Raw genomic sequence first — 17,398 nt, forward strand, 5'->3', positions numbered from 1 at the left:
TAATCAAAAAGCTTTTTGCTACTAATTCTAGTGTTGTTGATCTTCTAATGTTGTACGGTCAAAATAATTCACTAGCTGTTGTCCAACTATGATAACAATGGTACCCACAATTAATCCATTTGAAAAAATGGCTGTGACGATTGGAGGTAAACTTGAAAATGATTGGGCAGGAACAAACATTGAACCTACTCCGCTTAAAAGAGAAATCCCAATAGCCAATTTTATGTTAGGGTTGTCGTTCCTTTGAATATCCTGCAAAGCTAATCCAATCATTCCCGCAAAAACAACAAAACAAACAGAATATCCAACAGGTGTCGGTAAACTGGATAGGAAATTCATCAAAGTTGGGAACAATGAAACGAGGATCACCAAACCACATCCTAAAACAAAAGGCCATCTCCCAGCTGTTTTGGTCGTTTGAATGAATCCTCCTGCCCCCGATAAAGGAACAGGCCCCATAGTGCTAAATAAACCAGCCAATATTTGACTGACACCTCCCATTGTCCCGGCTTTGTTCTCACGATTCCTAAAGACTGGTGCACCAAGCCCTTGTACTACCTGTTCGACAATCCTAATACTTGCAATCATATTAGTAATTAGTAAAAGGGTCACAAATATAGATGCCACAATTAATCCACCATCAAAAATCGGGGTTCCAAAGACTAAGACTTTCGGTAAACTTATAATTTTGTCAGAATGTAACGGTATACTAAAAGTTAACCCAAACACTTTAAAAAGTAACCATCCAAAGGCCAGGGATAAAAGTATGGCGTATTGTTTTAACAGAGGTATTTTACTTTTAGAAAGTAAAATGGTAAAAACGACAATAAGAAAACATAGCAAGGTCACTTTTACATCAATGGAGTCTTGCCTATATCCTATCCCTAGCATTCCGAGTACGAAACTTTTACTTAGTTGAAACACAAGCAAAAGTAGATATACTCCTGTGACAGCAGGTGTGAATAACTTACTTAGAGGATTTATTAGTCCAAATACACTTAATAAAATAAAAATAATACCACTAACAACTAGTGCGCCTTGGAGAGCTTGCAAGGTTTCAATTTCACTCGAAAATAACGTCCCTGATAAACCAGCATAAACTGAGAAAATCCCCCACCATATTCCTGCTGGTCCATCATTGATTGGCAACCTATGGCCGAAAAAAGCTTGCAAGATTCCCGCTATTCCCATAACAAACATATTCCTTTGAACGAAAGAGGCTGTATCTGCAGCATCTAATCCATAAAGCCCTGCAACTGCAATCGGTGCCACAATTGCACTGGCAAACATAAAGGCCATCCATTGCAAAGAAGAAAATGTAGTTTTCATTATTTACACCTATCTTTTCTCGAATTCTGCCTCATTGTATGTCATATGGAAAAGTTTCTCAAACAATAACCTCTAAAAAGCCATTAATAAAAAATTCTTAAGGTTTTCTCTCAAAAGTCGTGGTAAAATAATAGCACTGATAATTCAAGTAAAGATATTAGAAAGGGCTTATCAAATGACGGTTTTAGTTCTTATTCTTTCTTATTTAATTGGCTCCATCCCATCAGGGTTAATAATTGGTAAGTTGTTCTATTCGACGGATATAAGAGAGCACGGAAGCGGGAACCTTGGCGGAACAAATACCTTTAGGACTCTTGGAGTTAAAGCAGGATTGATTGTATCCATAATGGATGTGTTAAAAGGGACTTTAGCTACTCTTCTACCTATATTTTTAGGAGTCGATTTCCACCCACTTTTAGTAGGTGTATTTGCTATTGTCGGCCATATGTACCCTATCTTTGCAGGATTCCGTGGAGGTAAAGCTGTAGCAACTTCAGGTGGTGTGTTGTTAGGATATGCCCCTTTGTTATTCCTACTGTTGTTTCCCGTATTTTTCATTACATTATACATAACAAGGTATGTTTCACTATCTTCTATCATAACTGCCATCATCGCGTTATTAGGAGCAATTATAAGTGGAGATATACCATTAATTATAGTTGTTGCCCTGATGGCCACTTTTATTGTGTATAGACATCGAGCAAACCTAAAGAGAATTAAAGAAGGCACAGAACCTAAAATAAAGTGGATGCAACGTAAAGAAAATCGCTAAATAACACTTCTTTATAAGACCTCGACCAGTTTTAAGTCGGGGTCTATTTCTTTATAAAATGGACAATTGTAGCGCTTGCTTATATAAGGAGAAAAAAACACACACGAAAAAGGCATCGTATTGCCCCCGTTTTCGTGTGTGTTTATAAATATTATAAAGATGAAGCTGTGTCATTCAATGTTTCTGCTTGTTTAGTAACCCTTGATGTCGCTGTTCCAATTTCGTCAATCACAGCTATCAAGCCTTTTATTTGTTCTTCAACCTCACCTACACCGACAACACTTTCTTCCATGGATGTAACAATTTCATTGAAAGACGACTGTGTTAAATCGGATTCTTCTTCACCAATTTGCACAACTGATTGTACTTGATGGATTGATTTGATAACCTCTTCCATATAAATATTCGAAGTATTTACAATGGAATAAATTTCAGTGATAGATTTCTTTGTTTGATCAGCAAGCTTTCTAACTTCATCAGCTACGACAGCAAATCCTCGTCCATGCTCTCCTGCTCTTGCCGCTTCGATAGCAGAATTCAATGAAAGTAAGTTAGTCTGATCGGCAATTCCTTGTACTAAACCGACAAATTCCGTAATTTGCTTAAGTGAATCATTCAAAGCACTAATATTCTTTTCTACGTTATTTGTATTTTGCGAAATTGAATGAATCTTATCGGTAAGCTTTCGCATTCTCTGTTGCCCTTCTTCTGCAAGACTTTGAGAATGTCTTGATTTTTCATTATTATTGAACACTAATTGATTGACTTGTCTACTATTAGAAACAATCATCTTAACTGAAGCATCAGTTTGTTCACTTAGCGCAACTAACTCTTCTGAAATAGATAATATCGTTTGCTTTACCTCTTGTTTCACTTCTTCATTTTGACGCTCTCTAATATTGATGTTTTCTTTCTCATAAGCCTCCAACACAAGTTGTTGCTCAAAGTTAAGGATTTTTGTCATGGCGAGAATCAGAGCTTGTTGTTCTTCCTTCGAGTCACTATTTCCATATACTAAAGAAATCAGTGTGTTTTGTAGATTTTGGAAAGCGCTTAAATACCATTTCGGCTGGAGTCCAATTCGATAATGTGATTTAGCGACATTCATTCTTTTAGTCAAGAACTCATTATCTATTCTTCCATTAAACAGTTCAATGATATGTTGATTCAAAGTAGAAGTAAGTCGATCGACAGTCGTATTGGACTGTATGATGTTACTTAGCTCAGGAACACCAAGTATTGACTGGTAAAATGAATCAACTAAGATTTGGATATTTTCAGAAACCACTTCTTGAAAAACATGGATTAATCGCAAATCATTTTCCTGTAAATCAATCGTTTTTAGTTGTAATAGGACTTCAGGATCAGAAATTGAAATGGTTACAGGTAATTGTTCTGCCTTTTGAATCCATTTAGCTACTGTAGGTCTTTGTTTTGTAAATATCCCCATGTCTATACCCCATTTTTCTATGTCTATATTTCTTTAGTTTTGCCTTCAGACAATATTTCGACAGTCCTATATTATTATCTGAATGTATGATTATTTTCCTAGTAAAGCTAAGTTGTGTCAATACACTATGTACTAGTTTTCAAAAAGTTTATAAATTTCTTAACATATTTCCGGACCTAACTGAAAAAGACTCCTATAAATCGATATAGAAGTCTTCTTTACTAAATTTGTAATAGTATAAATTTCTTGTTTCCAAATGGATCAGTGACGTAGTCTAACTTGGTATCTTTGAAATGAGTTTTGCTTCTCTCTCCAATTAGAATGTTTATGTCATCTACTTGAATAATGTGATCATTTTTTAAAGGCTCCTCCTCCAGAGAAAGCGATAACTTTGGTCCTCCTCAGCCGATTCCCATTTCCAATCGAATGAATAGTTGTTCACCCTCATTACGTTCCTGCATCAATATTTCATTGAGCTTTTGATAAGCAGAATATGTAATTTTCATGATACTCCTCCTTAAATAAAGGTCTCAATAAGTATGAGTTTTTTTCGAATTGACTCTGTTAAACTTGCCTGTTGATTTGCGTTCCAGACGCTTGCTTTTTCGGTGAGCGTTAGCCAAGCATCCTCGTCGCTTGCGCTCCTGCGTGGACTCGCCTGTAACGCAAATCCCCCAGGAGTCAAGCGTCTCCTACTTCAATCAACAAACTGCTAAAAATCAACAATGGACTTTAACACAGCCTTCGAATAAATGGGTTGATTTTAACTACTTGGGTAGGATGTTTTTTTCCTTTAGTCAAGCGAACTCTGCTCCCATCAACTCATAGAAAAACGTCTTTTAATAAAGCCGTAATTTATATATCCCTCTTTTTGCATTAAATAAAACGTAGAATGATTTGGTATAAGGATTCAAATTGGCTTTTTTGATTATGCAATTCCGTCATCCCTATTTTGGTGATGTAATAATATTTTCTTCTTGGGCCGTCAAATGAATCTTTCCAGTAACTTTTTATGAATCCTTTTTCCTCCAGTTTTTTCAAAGCAGGATATAGACTTCCCTCCTTCATTTTAAATATTCCATCGCTTTTCTCTTCCATTTCAGATGTTATCTCATATCCATATCGATCACGTTCTTTTAATAATGCCAACAATATTAATTCAGAGAACCCTTTTATCTGTTCAGATCGACTCATCAACACACCACCTATATCTATATGCGATATAGCTACACAGCATACACTCCTTAACTATATCTGATTAAGATATAGTTATAATTCTGTATAATTCTCCCTAAACCCTTTATTATCAGAATTTTTTTAATCTAAATGTATTTGTATTCTTTCATTCGTTTTTTGAATCAATTTGATTTATAATAACGATACAATTAATAAAGGCGGGAAATATATGAAATTAATAATTTCAGATGAAGCTGCAAACTGGTATATAGAGGAATTGGGCTTAAAAGGAAATGAATCCATTAGATTTTATGTACGTTATGGAGGATACAGCCCCATCCAAGCAGGCTTTTCATTGGGAATTTCAGATGACAAACCTCTGTCTCCCATTGCCACTACAGAAGTAAAGAAAATCTTATTCTTTATTGAAGATAAAGACGCTTGGTACTTTGAAGGACATGACTTAGAAGTTGGTTTTAATCCAAAGTTGAAAGAACCGATATTCAGTTATAAATAATAGATCAGAAAAACATTAAAAACCTCCAGCAGATATGCTGGAGGTTTTTGTTAACAAACGCTCAGATGTGGCAACTAATCCTTTTTACGTTTGAGACCCAGTAATTCTTCTTCGATGCCTTCAGCTTCAAGGATTTTCAGTTCAATATCTCCGAAAAGATCAAAGTGCGAATATCCTTCTCTTCGAATATCAATCCAGTCTTTTTTCAAGCCGTATTGCTTTCCCCAAGATGCTAGTTTTTCAAGGTCCTTACACCCTACCTTCGTTACCGTTTTACAACCAGGAAATCGATCATCAATCCAGTAATGAGTAAGAAATGCAATTTCACCATCATCTATTTTTCGTTTCCACTTTTGCAGTTTACTTCGATTTATTCCGAATGCCATATTACTTTACTGTTTCCTCTGGAGTCTTTTGTCTTTGATTGTTCAAATAAACCTCATGCCAATCAGGATATATTTTTCTCAGTGAGATTGGACGGAAATTCTCCCTCTTTACACATACATGTTCAGATTTTCCAATGAACGAAAGCTCACCTTGCTCATTATAAACCTCATAACCATATACTGTTCTAAACCCATCATACTGTTCAATCCAAGTGTGCACAGTGGCTTTTTCACCGTATCGCATCGGCTTTTTATATGTAGCTTGAATATTCAAGACTGGAGAGATAATCCCATCTTTCTCCATATCCGCATAGTTGAAGCCTAAATCTTTCACAATTTGTGTTCTACCCAACTCCATCCAAACGAGATAATTAGCATGGTATACTACGCCCATCTGATCAGTTTCAGCATATCGCACTTCAATTTCTTTCTTAGATATTAACATTTTTCCATTCCCCTTTCTCCATCTTCCTTAACGCTGCTTGGACATCCTCTTTTATTAGGAATGAGGCTTTTTCTTTAGTAAGGTTTTCGCTTGAACTCATTAAACGTAATGATTGTTGCTGTATACTTTCATCCATGATATTTGCAGCCAATCTGCCATTCCCACTCCATTTATGTTGGTGAAGGAATTCTTGGACGAATTCCAATGCATCATTCTCAATCCTATAATCGAATTGTTCTAAATAACTTTTCATGATTTCCAATAACTCTTCGATTGAATAGTCCTGGAAATGGATGAATTTCTTAAATCTTGAACGAAGGCCTGGATTACTTTCTAGTAATTTATTCATTTCATGCGGATATCCTGCTAAAACGACAACAAGATTTTCATGATGCTTTGTCATTTCATCTACCAGAGTATCAATCACTTCCTTAGAAAAATCCCCAGTTTGCTGACTTAATAAGGAATATGCTTCATCGATAAATAAAACTCCGCCTAACGCATCCCGTATTTTCTTCTTAGTTTTTATCGCAGTTTGACCAACGTAACCTGCTACAAAATCTGCTCTGCTTGTTACGATTAGATGACCTCTTTTAAGTAATCCACACTCTTTCAGTAATTTAGAATAATGGGTTGCTACTGTTGTTTTTCCGGTACCAGGGTTACCTGTAAAGACGGAATGCAGTTGCAGCGGAATCGTTGGTAAACCATTATCTCTTCTAAATTGCTGAAGCTTTACAAATGATATCAGTGACCGTATTTCCTCTTTGACGTTATTTAACCCAATCATTTCCTCGAGTTTATCTAAGGTGCTTTCATCTTTATCCTTGGAATTTACTACGAAATCCTCTGCTTCTAAAAGGGCATAATCTGTAATAGCAGTATTTTCAGATTTTGAAACGGAGGCCCCTTTTTTAAGAATTGCCTCCATAACTAAGTCTTTGACTGCTCTAGCATTCCCAAATGTTTCGTCCACCATGGATTGTTCGATTCTATAACCAAGTTCTCGTTTAGCTGATGGTGATAAATAATAATCATATCTAGATGCGATTAATTCACTTATTTCAAGTAATTCCTCCACAGAATAATCTGGAAGATGAAAATGATTGGATTGCGGAAATCTACTACGTAATCCGGGATTAGCTTGTAAAAACCTTCTCATTTCTTCTGGGTATCCTGCGAGGATAACAGCAAACTTCCCTGCATATTTTTTATTTGTCATTAATGAAACAAGGGTATCTATGGCATTTTGCCCATAATCGTTTCCAGTTCCACCCTCTCTTTTTAGAGAGTAGGCTTCATCAATAAATAGAACTCCACCTAGCGATTTTTCAACAGCTGCAAGAATGTTTTCCTCTGTTTGACCTACGAAAGATCCTACAAGTTGACTACGATCCATTTCAATTACTTCTTCACGTTCTAAAATACCAAGCTGATGATACACTTTTGCAAATAACCTCGCTAGAGTAGTTTTACCAGTTCCAGGATTCCCGGTTATGACCATATTTAAGCTTTGATCGTTTATTGTGGTGAATCCTAATTCACTTCTCTTTTTTTGATATTGAAGATAATGATAATATTCATTAACACTTTCTTTCACTTCTTTTAAACCAACCATCTGTTTCAATTCCTGTAAAGGGTCACTTTTCGTAAACTGTTTTTCGTCACCTTCAATAACAAAAATATCAGACCATTGCCTTTTAATCACCATAAGTAATTCAACTTGTTCTTTCATCTTTTCATAATGCTCTGCCGTATAAAAAACCCCTGTTAAAGAATCTAAATATTCTCTACTTGCAATTAGTAATTGCTCTAAAGCAACTTTGGCTTCCTGTAATAATTTCAACATTTCTCCATAAGACTCTTGAATGCTTTGCTGTGAAGAATTTCGAATGGTGAAATCTAATCCTTCCTCCAATTCATCCCACACATCATTTATATTTGAAAGAAAAGTTACGCACACTTTAATATAAGTTTCTGCAACTGTCCTCTTTGCAGGTCTATTATCAGTTTCTCTTATGGACGGAAATTGTAAATCATCAAAAAAATGAATCTTCTCTACCAATAAATTTGTAATTTTCAATTCCTTTGCTAGAGGATTTTTTGGATCTAACTGCAATGACATCTTTAACCATGTTTTAAATAGCTGGTCTTCTTTATTATTCTTTTTTCTATCAATTGCTAGCATAGCAAACAACATGCTTCTTAGCTGATCTTCTTCAATTTGAGAAAATGGGAGTTTTTCAAATTGAAGGAACTTTAGCATTTCAAATATTTCTGGATAGTGTAATTGTTCATTGTTCTCTATTCGTTTTCGCCAAAGGGTTACCTTTTTATGTAATTCATCAATCTTCATCATTTCACTTCACTTTTTACATTCTCGTTATAATATCTTACCATAATAACGATACCGTTCGCCTCAACAACAACTTAAAGGCTGATTGGAATCCAATCAGCCAGTTTTAATATTACTCTTGATATCCATTTTGTCGTGCTTCTGATTCATCTTGAATTTCGCTTCTGAAGCTTTCAAGACTTTCTCTTCTTCTTTCATTTTTCGCTTCAATTTGTTCTCTTTGCACACCGTCACTGAATGCCAAGGATTCCTCAGCTTTTTCAATATTCTCTATCGTATTCTGCACCATATCCTGTAACTTTTCCACATTATCATTGCGATTATCTTTATTAGGTTGATTCCACGCCATAGTTTTTTCCTCCTCGAGCTGGATGAAGTAAAGCACCACAAATAGTAGTGACGATATATAGTTTGTTCTACTGCCAAGAGTTTATGATTGCAATTATAACCAATAAATCATAATTTTGTTATGTAAACTAAATATTTATTTTTGATTAAGAAGAAAAAGATTGTAAGCAATCTTGAAATACTTCGAGTTTGTCTACAGGCAGAAATAAAGAAGGCCTATTAGCCTTCTTTACTTAGTAAAATTTATTCACCTTTAGTTTGAATCAGTTGAGGGTGTTGTCCTGAATTATCTTCCATTTTCTTTCCGTTATTCACATGTGACGCAGTAGATTGTGTCCCACGGTGATAAGGTCTAAAGTGTTTAGAGTCTCTTTTTGGATTTCCCATCATAATCCCCCCTTATAGACTTAGTGTGAACGATAAGAGGGGAATCATGAATGTTATTTATGACCAAATTACTCCGCTTTTTGAAGGTGACGCTGCTCTAAGCGATCTTCAATCTTTTCCATTGCTTTTTCGTCATTTAGCAGCTCACGTTTATTTTCCATTACTAATTCTTCAAATGAACGCTTTCGTTTTCTTTTCATGATTTCACCTACTCACTAATGTATTATTAGTCAGTATGGTCAAATTAACTAAAAATTATGATTATAAAATACAAAATTATTCTAGGTTTCCCATGAGCTCTTTCATATCTTTTAAGGACATGGCACCGATGAATTTTTCTTGGATAACGCCTTCTGAATCGATGAAGTAGGTAGTTGGAATGGTAAGAATTTTATACATTTTATTAACCTCTCCACCTTCATCTAACGCAATGGGAAAAGTGACACCCATTGAATCAATAAAACCTTCAACATCGTTTTGAGGGTCAATATTTACAGCCAAAATAACTTCATCCTTGCTTAATTGTTGTTGAAATTCCTCCATCTCAGGCATTTCAGCTTTACAAGGAGGACACCATGTTGCCCAAAAATTAAGCATGACCTTTTTGCCTTTCAAATCAGAAAGCGCTACTTTTTGACCATCCAATGTTTGAAGTTCAAAATCTGGTGCATCTTTGCCTATTTTTAAACCAGGAGCATTGTCTTCCTTTTTTTGTTCCATTGCTTGAACCATTGCGACGGTTACTAGCAATACGAGTGCTACTGAAGCAATAATTTTTTTCATCATTATATTACCACCTTTCGGATTATTGGCTTAAAGTATTAAGCAATGTTAATACAAGTAAATAGCCCAGTACCATTATTATCAATCCAATAATTTGATTTTTTATGAATAGCTTGTCTCTTAATTTTCTACCTCTCCATATTAAATAACATAGTGCAATTAATAATCCGATTTGAAACCCTGAAGTTCCACCCGTTAAGAATAATATCGATATAGGATGATTTAATAAGAGGCTCGGTCGAAAAAAAATAATACTAAATTTATATGTAAAAAAACAGAGCAAGATTGCATTTATACTTTCATCAAACCATTTTTTCATACTCGCTTCTGCATTTAGAAAAGCCAGCACAATATAAGCCAGTAAATAACCGGATAAAATGGCTATCCAACTAAAATGAACGTAAAATGATCCTAAATAAAAACCTTCCATCTACTCTACCTCCATATATTATTTTACTATATTCTCATCCAAATGAAAATTGATACGATGTGGGGTATCTGCAAAAATTAAAAAAACAGACCGAGTTTAATCTCGATCTGCTGATTTCATATTATTTCTTAAGTTTATCACGAAGTACCATTGGAAGAATTCCACCATGACGGTAGTAATCGATTTCCACTTCACTATCAAAACGAACAAGAACTTCAAATTGTTTCTTTGTTCCATCTTCTGCAGTAGCAGTAACTGTAAGGATGTCACGAGGTTTAACTGTCTCATCAACAGCAACTTCGATTGTTTCTTTACCAGTCAATCCTAGAACATCTGCATTTTCGCCTTGTTTGAATTGAAGAGGAAGAACGCCCATCAATACTAGGTTAGAACGGTGGATACGCTCAAAGCTTTCAGCAATTACAGTCTTGATACCTAATAGGTTCGTACCTTTTGCTGCCCAGTCACGGGAGCTACCCATTCCATAATCTTTACCAGCTAATACAACTAGACCTGTTCCATCTTGCTTATATTTCATACAAGCATCATAAATGGACATAACATCACCAGTCGGCCAGTAAGTTGTGAGTCCACCTTCAGTTCCAGGAGCGACTTGGTTACGAATACGAATGTTTGCAAACGTACCTCGCATCATTACCTCGTGGTTACCACGACGAGATCCATAAGAGTTAAATTCACGTGGTTCTACGCCATTAGCACGCAAGTAAATACCAGCAGGTGTATCTTTTCCAATTGCACCAGCAGGAGAAATGTGGTCAGTAGTTACGGAATCACCAAACTTAGCCACAACGCGTAGGCCATTAAGTGGCTTAACTTCGCCTGCATCCTTAGAAAGATTTTCGAAGAATGGAGGGTTTTGGATATAAGTAGACGTATTATCCCAAGTATATAACGGCTCGTTGCTTGTTTGGATTTCATTCCAACGCTCGTTATCATCAAATACACGTTGGTATTCTTTACGGAATAGTTCAGGTGTTACTGTGCTCTTCACCACTTCATTGATTTCTTCTGTTGTCGGCCAAATGTCTTTCAAGAAGATGTCATTGCCATCTTTATCTTGACCGATTGCATCTGTAGAGAAGTCAATATTCACTGTACCAGCTAAAGCATATGCAACAACCAACGGTGGAGATGCAAGGTAGTTAGCTTTTACAAGTGGATGAATACGACCTTCGAAGTTACGGTTACCAGATAGTACTGAAGTTACTAAAAGGTCAGATTCAGCAACAGCTTTCTCGATTTCATCAGCTAATGGACCGGAGTTACCGATACATGTTGTACATCCGTAACCAACAGTATTGAAACCAAGTTCATCAAGGAATGGTTGTAAACCTGAATCACGAAGGTATCCTGTTACAACTTTAGAACCAGGTGCTAAAGAAGTTTTCACGTATGCAGGAACTTGAAGACCTTTTTCTAATGCTTTTTTCGCAACAAGACCAGCTCCAACCAATACGTATGGGTTAGAAGTGTTTGTACAGCTTGTGATTGCAGCAATGGCAACTGCACCAGTCTTCATTTTCGTCTCAGTGCTATTAGCAAACTTAACAGTGATTTCTTTATTGATATCAGTAGCATCTAAGCCGAAACCTTGGTTTCCAACAGGAGCACTTAATGCCTCTTTGAATGCTTTTTGCATCATGGATAGAGGGATTAAATCTTGTGGACGTTTTGGACCAGACAGATTTGCTTCGATTTCTGATAAATTAATTTCTACAATATCTGTATAAGTTGGTTCTTCAGCATCAGGAGTGAAGAACATTCCGTTTGCTTTAGAGTATTCTTCCACAACCTTGATTAATTGCTCGTCACGACCAGTTAAACGCATATATGATAATGCTTCGCTGTCAACTGGGAAGAATCCGCAAGTAGCTCCATACTCAGGTGCCATGTTAGCAATTGTTGCGCGGTCAGCAAGTGGTAAAACTGATACCCCAGGACCAAAGAACTCAACGAATTTACCAACAACACCTTTTTTACGAAGAACTTGTGTTACTTTTAACGCTAAGTCAGTTGCAGTTGTTCCATTTGGAAGCTCTCCAACTAATTTAACTCCGATTACTTCAGGAACTGGGAAATACGATGGTTGACCTAACATACCAGCTTCTGCTTCGATACCACCTACACCCCAACCAAGAACACCGATACCGTTGATCATTGTTGTATGTGAATCAGTACCTACTAATGAATCTGGATAAGCTTCAAATTCACCATTTTCCGTTTCGACAGTTTGAACTACGTTCGCTAAGTACTCAAGGTTAACTTGGTGAACGATACCTGTTGCTGGTGGAACAGCACGGTAATTGTCGAAGGATTTTTGAGCCCAGCTTAAGAATTGGTAACGCTCAGCATTACGTTCAAATTCTAAGTCCATATTTACATTTAGTGAATCCATAGTTCCTGCTTTATCTACCTGTACAGAGTGGTCAATGACAAGATCCACAGTGATTTCTGGATTGATTAAGTCTGGATTCCCGCCAAGGTCCGCCATTGCTTTTCTCATGGATGCAAGGTCTACAACCGCTGGAACACCAGTGAAGTCTTGTAAGATTACACGTGATGGTTTAAATGGAACATCCACGTCTGCTTGCTCACTTGTTCCCCATTTAGCCAGATTTTCAATATGTTCTTGCTTGATTACGAAGCCATCAGCTTGACGTAATACTGATTCAAGTAACACTTTAATGGAGTAAGGTAATTTGGATACGTTTCCGATCCCTGCTTCTTCTAGAGCACTTAATCGATAATAGTTGTAGCGCTTACCATTCACTTCAAAGGAAGAACGCGCTTGGAAAAAGTCTTTCTTAGTCATGAAATGCTTCCCCTTCTTTCTGTTTCAAGTCATACTAAAGCTAGGTTGACCATTCATCGGTCAATCCCCTACTTAAATATAAATGAAAATACCGTATATGTCGAAAAGTTTGAATTTTTGTCACATATCCTCACTTTTCTTACAATTCAATCTTAATATAGAAATATACATAAGTAAATATCAATAAAGTTATTGTTTTTAATAAGTATTTCTTATAACAAAAAAACCATCTATTCTGTAACTCCTAATTGATAAAGGTTTTCAATAAGAATATCAATTCTCCTAAATTTGATTCACCTTCACTAGTTGTTATATTAAGATAATAAAACTATTTATAATCTCTGCATTTTCTTCACATCCTAGTACTGGAGGTGAGTAACATGCCGAAAAGAAAAGGTAATTTAATCCCAGGTGGAAATGGAGCAAGTGCCCAAGGTCAAAATAAAGCATATGGCGAGGAGTTTGCCGTATCCAATGAACCGTTAAGTGAAGCAGAAAGACAGAACAATAAAAAACGCAAGAAAAACCAATAATTTATGAAATGAATTAGGCCGCCCCATTAATGGGGTGGCCATTTTATTCGATGCTATTCACTTCATTAACTAAACTTTGCAAATCTCGTTGATATTGCTCGAGTTGGATTCTTTGATGTTCTGACGCAACCTCTAACGCATTTTCGATTTGTTGATACGCCTCATTTACTTCTTGCTTAAGATGCGCAAGCTGTTGGCCATATGTAGCGCCTTTTTCTACTAGTTCGTGATATACATCAAATGCTTCCTCTCTACCTTGTTGAGCGGCTTGAAATGCCTGTTGTTTATCCTTATGATATGGCATTTTGGATTCATCTCCTTTTTGTACTAATCTTTTTTAGCGTCTGCAAAGTTAGAGAATGCTATACATGAATAAATGAACGAGAGCTAAGCAAAATAAAAAAAGATCTCGCCTTTTAGGCTGGTTCTATTTTGAGCTATTAATGTACATGATCATAGGAGGAATGAAGATGAACAAGAATGATGGGAAAGACATGAGAAAAAATGCACCTAAAGGTGATCAACCGGGACAACCCGCCCCAATGAGTGGTTCCCATAAAGCAAAAAATCAAAAACATTCCCGCCAAAAACATAATAGCAGTCACGATATGTAGAATAGCAAAATATAAAAGCCAAATCGTAAGAACACGATTTGGCTTCTTCAATTTTACGCAGGTTCTCCACGCTTTCTCATCCGATTAAAATATAGGAAAATGGGTAGTGGAATAATAATGAATCCTAAGCTCTTGATTAACTGATTTTTAGCATTGTTTTTTTGTCTGGCCTTTTCGTCTTCAACCATCATTTCATATTCTGCTTTTAACTCCGCTTCACTTAAGGATTCTCCTTTACCCGCTTCTTTTTCATATTGCTTATTGGTCTTAAATTCCTGGTACGTTTGGTAATAACCTGGCGGGCTCACTAAATCTGCCGTTGCCATGAATATCGAGATGCCACCACCTATTACCATCATCAATGTTGCAAATAATACTAAATAGGTATATAAATGCCTAAACATGTATTCTTCCCCTCTTTCCTTGTTTTTCACAGCCACAGCAATTACAAATACAATCACAATTACTGGCAGAATCGTTGTTAATAATCCAAATGCAAACAAATCCTCACCTCCACACTCCCTTTGTAATTAATGACGCTTCTATTATGAAAAGGGTTTCGCATTATTCAATCTTTTTTATAAATAGGCATACTAATTTACTTTCTTATCAGATTGACTAATGCATCACGAATGATTGAATAGTCATCTTCTATAAGAGTACGAACATCGAAAACGATATGGTCGTTCTTAATTCGTGTAACTATAGGAACTATCCAAGTTCTTAATTCTTTATGAACGGCTTCAACATCCATGTCTTTGACTTTAATCGTGACGACGATTGTTGGCAATGTAATATCTGGCAGAGAACCCCCACCAATTTTACTGTAGTCTGGCGCAACTCTAACTTCAAGGGCTTCAATACCATCTAATAATGAATGCAATGCAATGGATTTTTCTTTTAGGGACATTTCATCGGTGACGATATCCCTTAAAACGGGATTTTGATTTGTTACATTTTGCTCGTGGGCATACTCTGTTAAAGTGGCTTCTAATGCTGCAAGAGTCATTTTATCAACTCTTAATACCCTAGCAAGCTGGTGCTTTTTCAATAAATCTATCCATTTCTTTTTACCAGCAATGATACCTGCTTGAGGCCCTCCTAAAAGTTTATCTCCACTGAAGGAAATAAGATCGGCACCACATTCAACCTTTTGCATAACTAAAGGTTCGTCACCAATGCCATGCTGTTTAAAATTATAAAGAACTCCACTACCAAGGTCCTCATAGAAGATGATATCTGGTTTTTTTTGTCGCAATGCCATTAATTCTTCCATCGAAACACTTTTAGTAAAACCAATTGTTTTAAAATTAGAAGTGTGCACTTTCATAATCATACTAGTCTCATCATTTATTGCATTCTCATAATCAAACAGATGGGTCTTATTAGTAGTACCGACTTCCCTAAGCTTTGCCCCACTTTCTTCCATGATTGAAGAAATTCTAAATGATCCACCAATCTCCACAAGCTCCCCTCTAGACACAATTACTTCTTTATTTTTAGATAAGGCTTTTAAGATAAAGTATACAGCAGCTGCGTTGTTATTTACCACGATAGCAGATTCAGCACCCGTAATTTCAGTAATCCAATGTTCAATATGAGAATGTCTGGACCCCCGATTTCCGGTTTCTTGATCATATTCTAAATTGGAATAATGACTGGCAACTTCAACCACTCGTTCTATCGCTGACTGACTTAAAGGAGCTCTACCTAAGTTTGTATGAAGAACGGTTCCTGTTCCATTTATTACCCTCTTTAATCTTTTACTATATAAGGTTTTTAATCGTTGTTCGAGAGAACTGAAAAACTGATCTATAAAATCAAGGTTGTCCGACCAACCAGCATTCGTTTCTGCCTCTAAAATCCCTTTTCTTATATCCATTAATTCTTTTCTAACTAGTTCTGTTATTTTATGTGTATCAAGGTTGAATTTTTTTTGTAGAAAAGTAAATCTGTCATGTTTTTGCAATTCATGAACGGCAGGAATATTCCGTAATATATGATTCAAATTTATGACCTCCGTACTATTTTTCGATAAATCATTATATCATTTTCACGCTTGGTTTAGTAAAACATACTATATTACATAGCATTCAATGGGGGTAGTTGTATGAATGATAATCTTTACAATAAAAAAGAGGATGTGCTTTACCTTTCTGAATCATGGCAGGATGATTTGTTCCTTGACCCCTATGCAAATGAGCTTGATGAGTGTCAATTTCGAATCGATTTATTCGAAACGACAGAGGAATATATAGTGGAGGCTCTTCTTGATGGAATTAACCACCAGGATATCCAAGTGAACGTTAATGGAAGGAAGCTAATCATTAATGTTTTCTGCACAAGTTCATGCGGAAAAAACGTATTAAAAAGCCGTTCCGTTCATTTTCCCTTTCCCCTTCAAGAGAACCAGATTAATCCAAAACTAACTGGCGACATTTTAGAAATAACCGTAGCCAAAAAAGAAAAAGGATAATTTTACATTCCAAAATAAAAACAGACTGACACTAAGAGTTATACTTTCTCATAGTGTCAGTCTGTTTTATTTTAGTTGCTCGATTTTATTAATTAGTTCCTCATGGTCAGGGAATACACCAGATTCTTTCTTGGAATGTAATAGTTCCCCGTTTACTGTTACTTCAAATATGCCACCAGATGCAGGAATCAATTCCATTTTAGAAATGGTTCCTCTAAAATGCTCAAAAAGGTCTTCCGCGAGACTCGCGGCTTTTGGCGCGAAGTTTCACATCATACAAAATTCAACTTTTACCTCAAAACTCATGATTTTTCCTCCTTTTTAACTTGGAATTAATTGTGAGTGTAGTATAAACTAGTATAAATCGCAAGTAATTAATTCTAGTATTTCCTTTTTTAGGGAGGTGGTTTACATGACAGAACAAGAGAAGGTTAAATTAACATCTTTGTCCTCAAAGGCTGGCTGAGGCTGTAAAATTGGTCCTCAGGACTTGACGCAAGTTTTGCGTCTTTTACCAAAGCAACCACATATACCAGAATTGTTAGTAGGAAATGAAACTTCCG

At 36.1% G+C, this 17,398-nt stretch carries 20 protein-coding genes and 2 pseudogenes; 6 read left to right on the forward strand and 16 right to left on the reverse strand.

Translation table 11 applies throughout. The annotated features are described in order from the left end of the window. Window positions 1-27 precede the first annotated feature (27 nt). Window positions 28-1,329, reverse strand: coding sequence for a purine/pyrimidine permease (locus tag DBX25_RS02895; RefSeq protein WP_108669268.1), 1,302 nt, complete (start codon window positions 1,327-1,329; stop codon window positions 28-30). 175 nt (window positions 1,330-1,504) lie between these two features. Here DBX25_RS02895 and plsY point away from each other — a divergent pair, with 175 nt between their 5' ends. Continuing rightward, window positions 1,505-2,101: a glycerol-3-phosphate 1-O-acyltransferase PlsY gene (gene plsY, locus DBX25_RS02900; protein ID WP_108669269.1), complete on the forward strand. Its 597-nt coding sequence runs from the start codon at window positions 1,505-1,507 to the stop codon at window positions 2,099-2,101. A gap of 151 nt (window positions 2,102-2,252) precedes the next feature. Here the strand turns inward: plsY and DBX25_RS21115 are convergent, their stop codons facing one another. Together DBX25_RS21115 and DBX25_RS02910 are read right to left on the reverse strand one after the other, a co-directional pair. Beyond that, window positions 2,253-3,551, reverse strand: coding sequence for a globin-coupled sensor protein (locus DBX25_RS21115; protein WP_108669270.1), 1,299 nt, complete (start codon window positions 3,549-3,551; stop codon window positions 2,253-2,255). An 876-nt stretch (window positions 3,552-4,427) separates the two neighbouring features. Next, window positions 4,428-4,745: a PadR family transcriptional regulator gene (locus DBX25_RS02910; RefSeq protein WP_108669271.1), complete on the reverse strand. Its 318-nt coding sequence runs from the start codon at window positions 4,743-4,745 to the stop codon at window positions 4,428-4,430. 211 nt (window positions 4,746-4,956) lie between these two features. Between DBX25_RS02910 and DBX25_RS02915 the strand changes: the two genes are divergently transcribed. Continuing rightward, the gene (locus tag DBX25_RS02915; protein ID WP_108669272.1) at window positions 4,957-5,244 is read left to right on the forward strand and encodes a HesB/YadR/YfhF family protein; all 288 of its coding nucleotides are present in this window, start codon (window positions 4,957-4,959) and stop codon (window positions 5,242-5,244) included. Between the two features lie 74 nt (window positions 5,245-5,318). Here the strand turns inward: DBX25_RS02915 and DBX25_RS02920 are convergent, their stop codons facing one another. From DBX25_RS02920 to acnA, 9 genes are all read right to left on the reverse strand, one after another. Then, the gene (locus DBX25_RS02920) at window positions 5,319-5,630 is read right to left on the reverse strand and encodes a hypothetical protein (RefSeq protein ID WP_108669273.1); all 312 of its coding nucleotides are present in this window, start codon (window positions 5,628-5,630) and stop codon (window positions 5,319-5,321) included. Between the two features lies 1 nt (window position 5,631). Continuing rightward, window positions 5,632-6,075, reverse strand: a complete 444-nt coding sequence (locus DBX25_RS02925) for an acyl-CoA thioesterase (RefSeq protein WP_108669274.1) — start codon at window positions 6,073-6,075, stop codon at window positions 5,632-5,634. Beyond that, window positions 6,062-8,434: an AAA family ATPase gene (locus DBX25_RS02930; RefSeq protein ID WP_108669275.1), complete on the reverse strand. Its 2,373-nt coding sequence runs from the start codon at window positions 8,432-8,434 to the stop codon at window positions 6,062-6,064. Before DBX25_RS02930 ends, DBX25_RS02925 begins: the two co-directional genes overlap by 14 nt. Before the next feature lie 109 nt (window positions 8,435-8,543). Next, window positions 8,544-8,780, reverse strand: coding sequence for a small acid-soluble spore protein Tlp (gene tlp, locus DBX25_RS02935; protein ID WP_108669276.1), 237 nt, complete (start codon window positions 8,778-8,780; stop codon window positions 8,544-8,546). A gap of 242 nt (window positions 8,781-9,022) precedes the next feature. Further along, a complete protein-coding gene (locus tag DBX25_RS02940; RefSeq protein WP_108669277.1) occupies window positions 9,023-9,166 on the reverse strand; it encodes an acid-soluble spore protein N in 144 nt (47 codons plus the stop codon). Between the two features lie 68 nt (window positions 9,167-9,234). Beyond that, window positions 9,235-9,366, reverse strand: a complete 132-nt coding sequence (locus tag DBX25_RS02945) for an FbpB family small basic protein (RefSeq protein ID WP_108669278.1) — start codon at window positions 9,364-9,366, stop codon at window positions 9,235-9,237. Between the two features lie 76 nt (window positions 9,367-9,442). Continuing rightward, window positions 9,443-9,952, reverse strand: coding sequence for a redoxin domain-containing protein (locus tag DBX25_RS02950; protein ID WP_108669279.1), 510 nt, complete (start codon window positions 9,950-9,952; stop codon window positions 9,443-9,445). A gap of 19 nt (window positions 9,953-9,971) precedes the next feature. After that, window positions 9,972-10,379, reverse strand: coding sequence for a hypothetical protein (locus DBX25_RS02955; RefSeq protein WP_108669280.1), 408 nt, complete (start codon window positions 10,377-10,379; stop codon window positions 9,972-9,974). Between the two features lie 121 nt (window positions 10,380-10,500). Next, window positions 10,501-13,212 carry an aconitate hydratase AcnA gene (gene acnA / locus DBX25_RS02960; protein WP_108669281.1) on the reverse strand — a complete coding sequence of 904 codons (2,712 nt, stop codon included), beginning with the start codon at window positions 13,210-13,212 and terminating at the stop codon, window positions 10,501-10,503. 380 nt (window positions 13,213-13,592) lie between these two features. On the opposite strand from acnA, the gene sspO reads away from it, so the two are divergent. Next, a complete protein-coding gene (gene sspO, locus DBX25_RS02965; protein ID WP_108669282.1) occupies window positions 13,593-13,745 on the forward strand; it encodes a small acid-soluble spore protein O in 153 nt (50 codons plus the stop codon). A 43-nt stretch (window positions 13,746-13,788) separates the two neighbouring features. Here the strand turns inward: sspO and DBX25_RS02970 are convergent, their stop codons facing one another. Beyond that, on the reverse strand, window positions 13,789-14,049 hold the full coding sequence (locus DBX25_RS02970; RefSeq protein ID WP_108669283.1) for a hypothetical protein: 261 nt from the start codon (window positions 14,047-14,049) through the stop codon (window positions 13,789-13,791). A 166-nt stretch (window positions 14,050-14,215) separates the two neighbouring features. Here DBX25_RS02970 and DBX25_RS02975 point away from each other — a divergent pair, with 166 nt between their 5' ends. Continuing rightward, window positions 14,216-14,359 (forward strand): small acid-soluble spore protein P, encoded by a 144-nt coding sequence (locus DBX25_RS02975; protein WP_108669284.1) that lies wholly within the window; start codon window positions 14,216-14,218, stop codon window positions 14,357-14,359. Between the two features lie 53 nt (window positions 14,360-14,412). Here the strand turns inward: DBX25_RS02975 and DBX25_RS02980 are convergent, their stop codons facing one another. Continuing rightward, window positions 14,413-14,862 carry a hypothetical protein gene (locus DBX25_RS02980; protein WP_108669285.1) on the reverse strand — a complete coding sequence of 150 codons (450 nt, stop codon included), beginning with the start codon at window positions 14,860-14,862 and terminating at the stop codon, window positions 14,413-14,415. Between the two features lie 95 nt (window positions 14,863-14,957). Next, window positions 14,958-16,367 carry an L-seryl-tRNA(Sec) selenium transferase gene (gene selA / locus DBX25_RS02985; protein ID WP_108669286.1) on the reverse strand — a complete coding sequence of 470 codons (1,410 nt, stop codon included), beginning with the start codon at window positions 16,365-16,367 and terminating at the stop codon, window positions 14,958-14,960. 102 nt (window positions 16,368-16,469) lie between these two features. On the opposite strand from selA, the gene DBX25_RS02990 reads away from it, so the two are divergent. Next, window positions 16,470-16,835, forward strand: coding sequence for an Hsp20/alpha crystallin family protein (locus DBX25_RS02990; protein ID WP_108669287.1), 366 nt, complete (start codon window positions 16,470-16,472; stop codon window positions 16,833-16,835). Between the two features lie 66 nt (window positions 16,836-16,901). On the opposite strand, the pseudogene DBX25_RS02995 reads toward DBX25_RS02990, so the two are convergent. Beyond that, window positions 16,902-17,090: pseudogene (locus DBX25_RS02995) on the reverse strand (Rdx family protein); the annotation flags it as partial. 157 nt (window positions 17,091-17,247) lie between these two features. Between DBX25_RS02995 and DBX25_RS21120 the strand changes: the two are divergent. Beyond that, a pseudogene (locus DBX25_RS21120) lies at window positions 17,248-17,398 on the forward strand (selenide, water dikinase SelD); the annotation flags it as partial.

The sequence above is a fragment of the Peribacillus acanthi genome, from assembly GCF_003073175.1.
In the GTDB taxonomy this organism is placed as follows: Bacteria; Bacillota; Bacilli; order Bacillales; family DSM-1321; genus Bacillus_BN; species Bacillus_BN acanthi.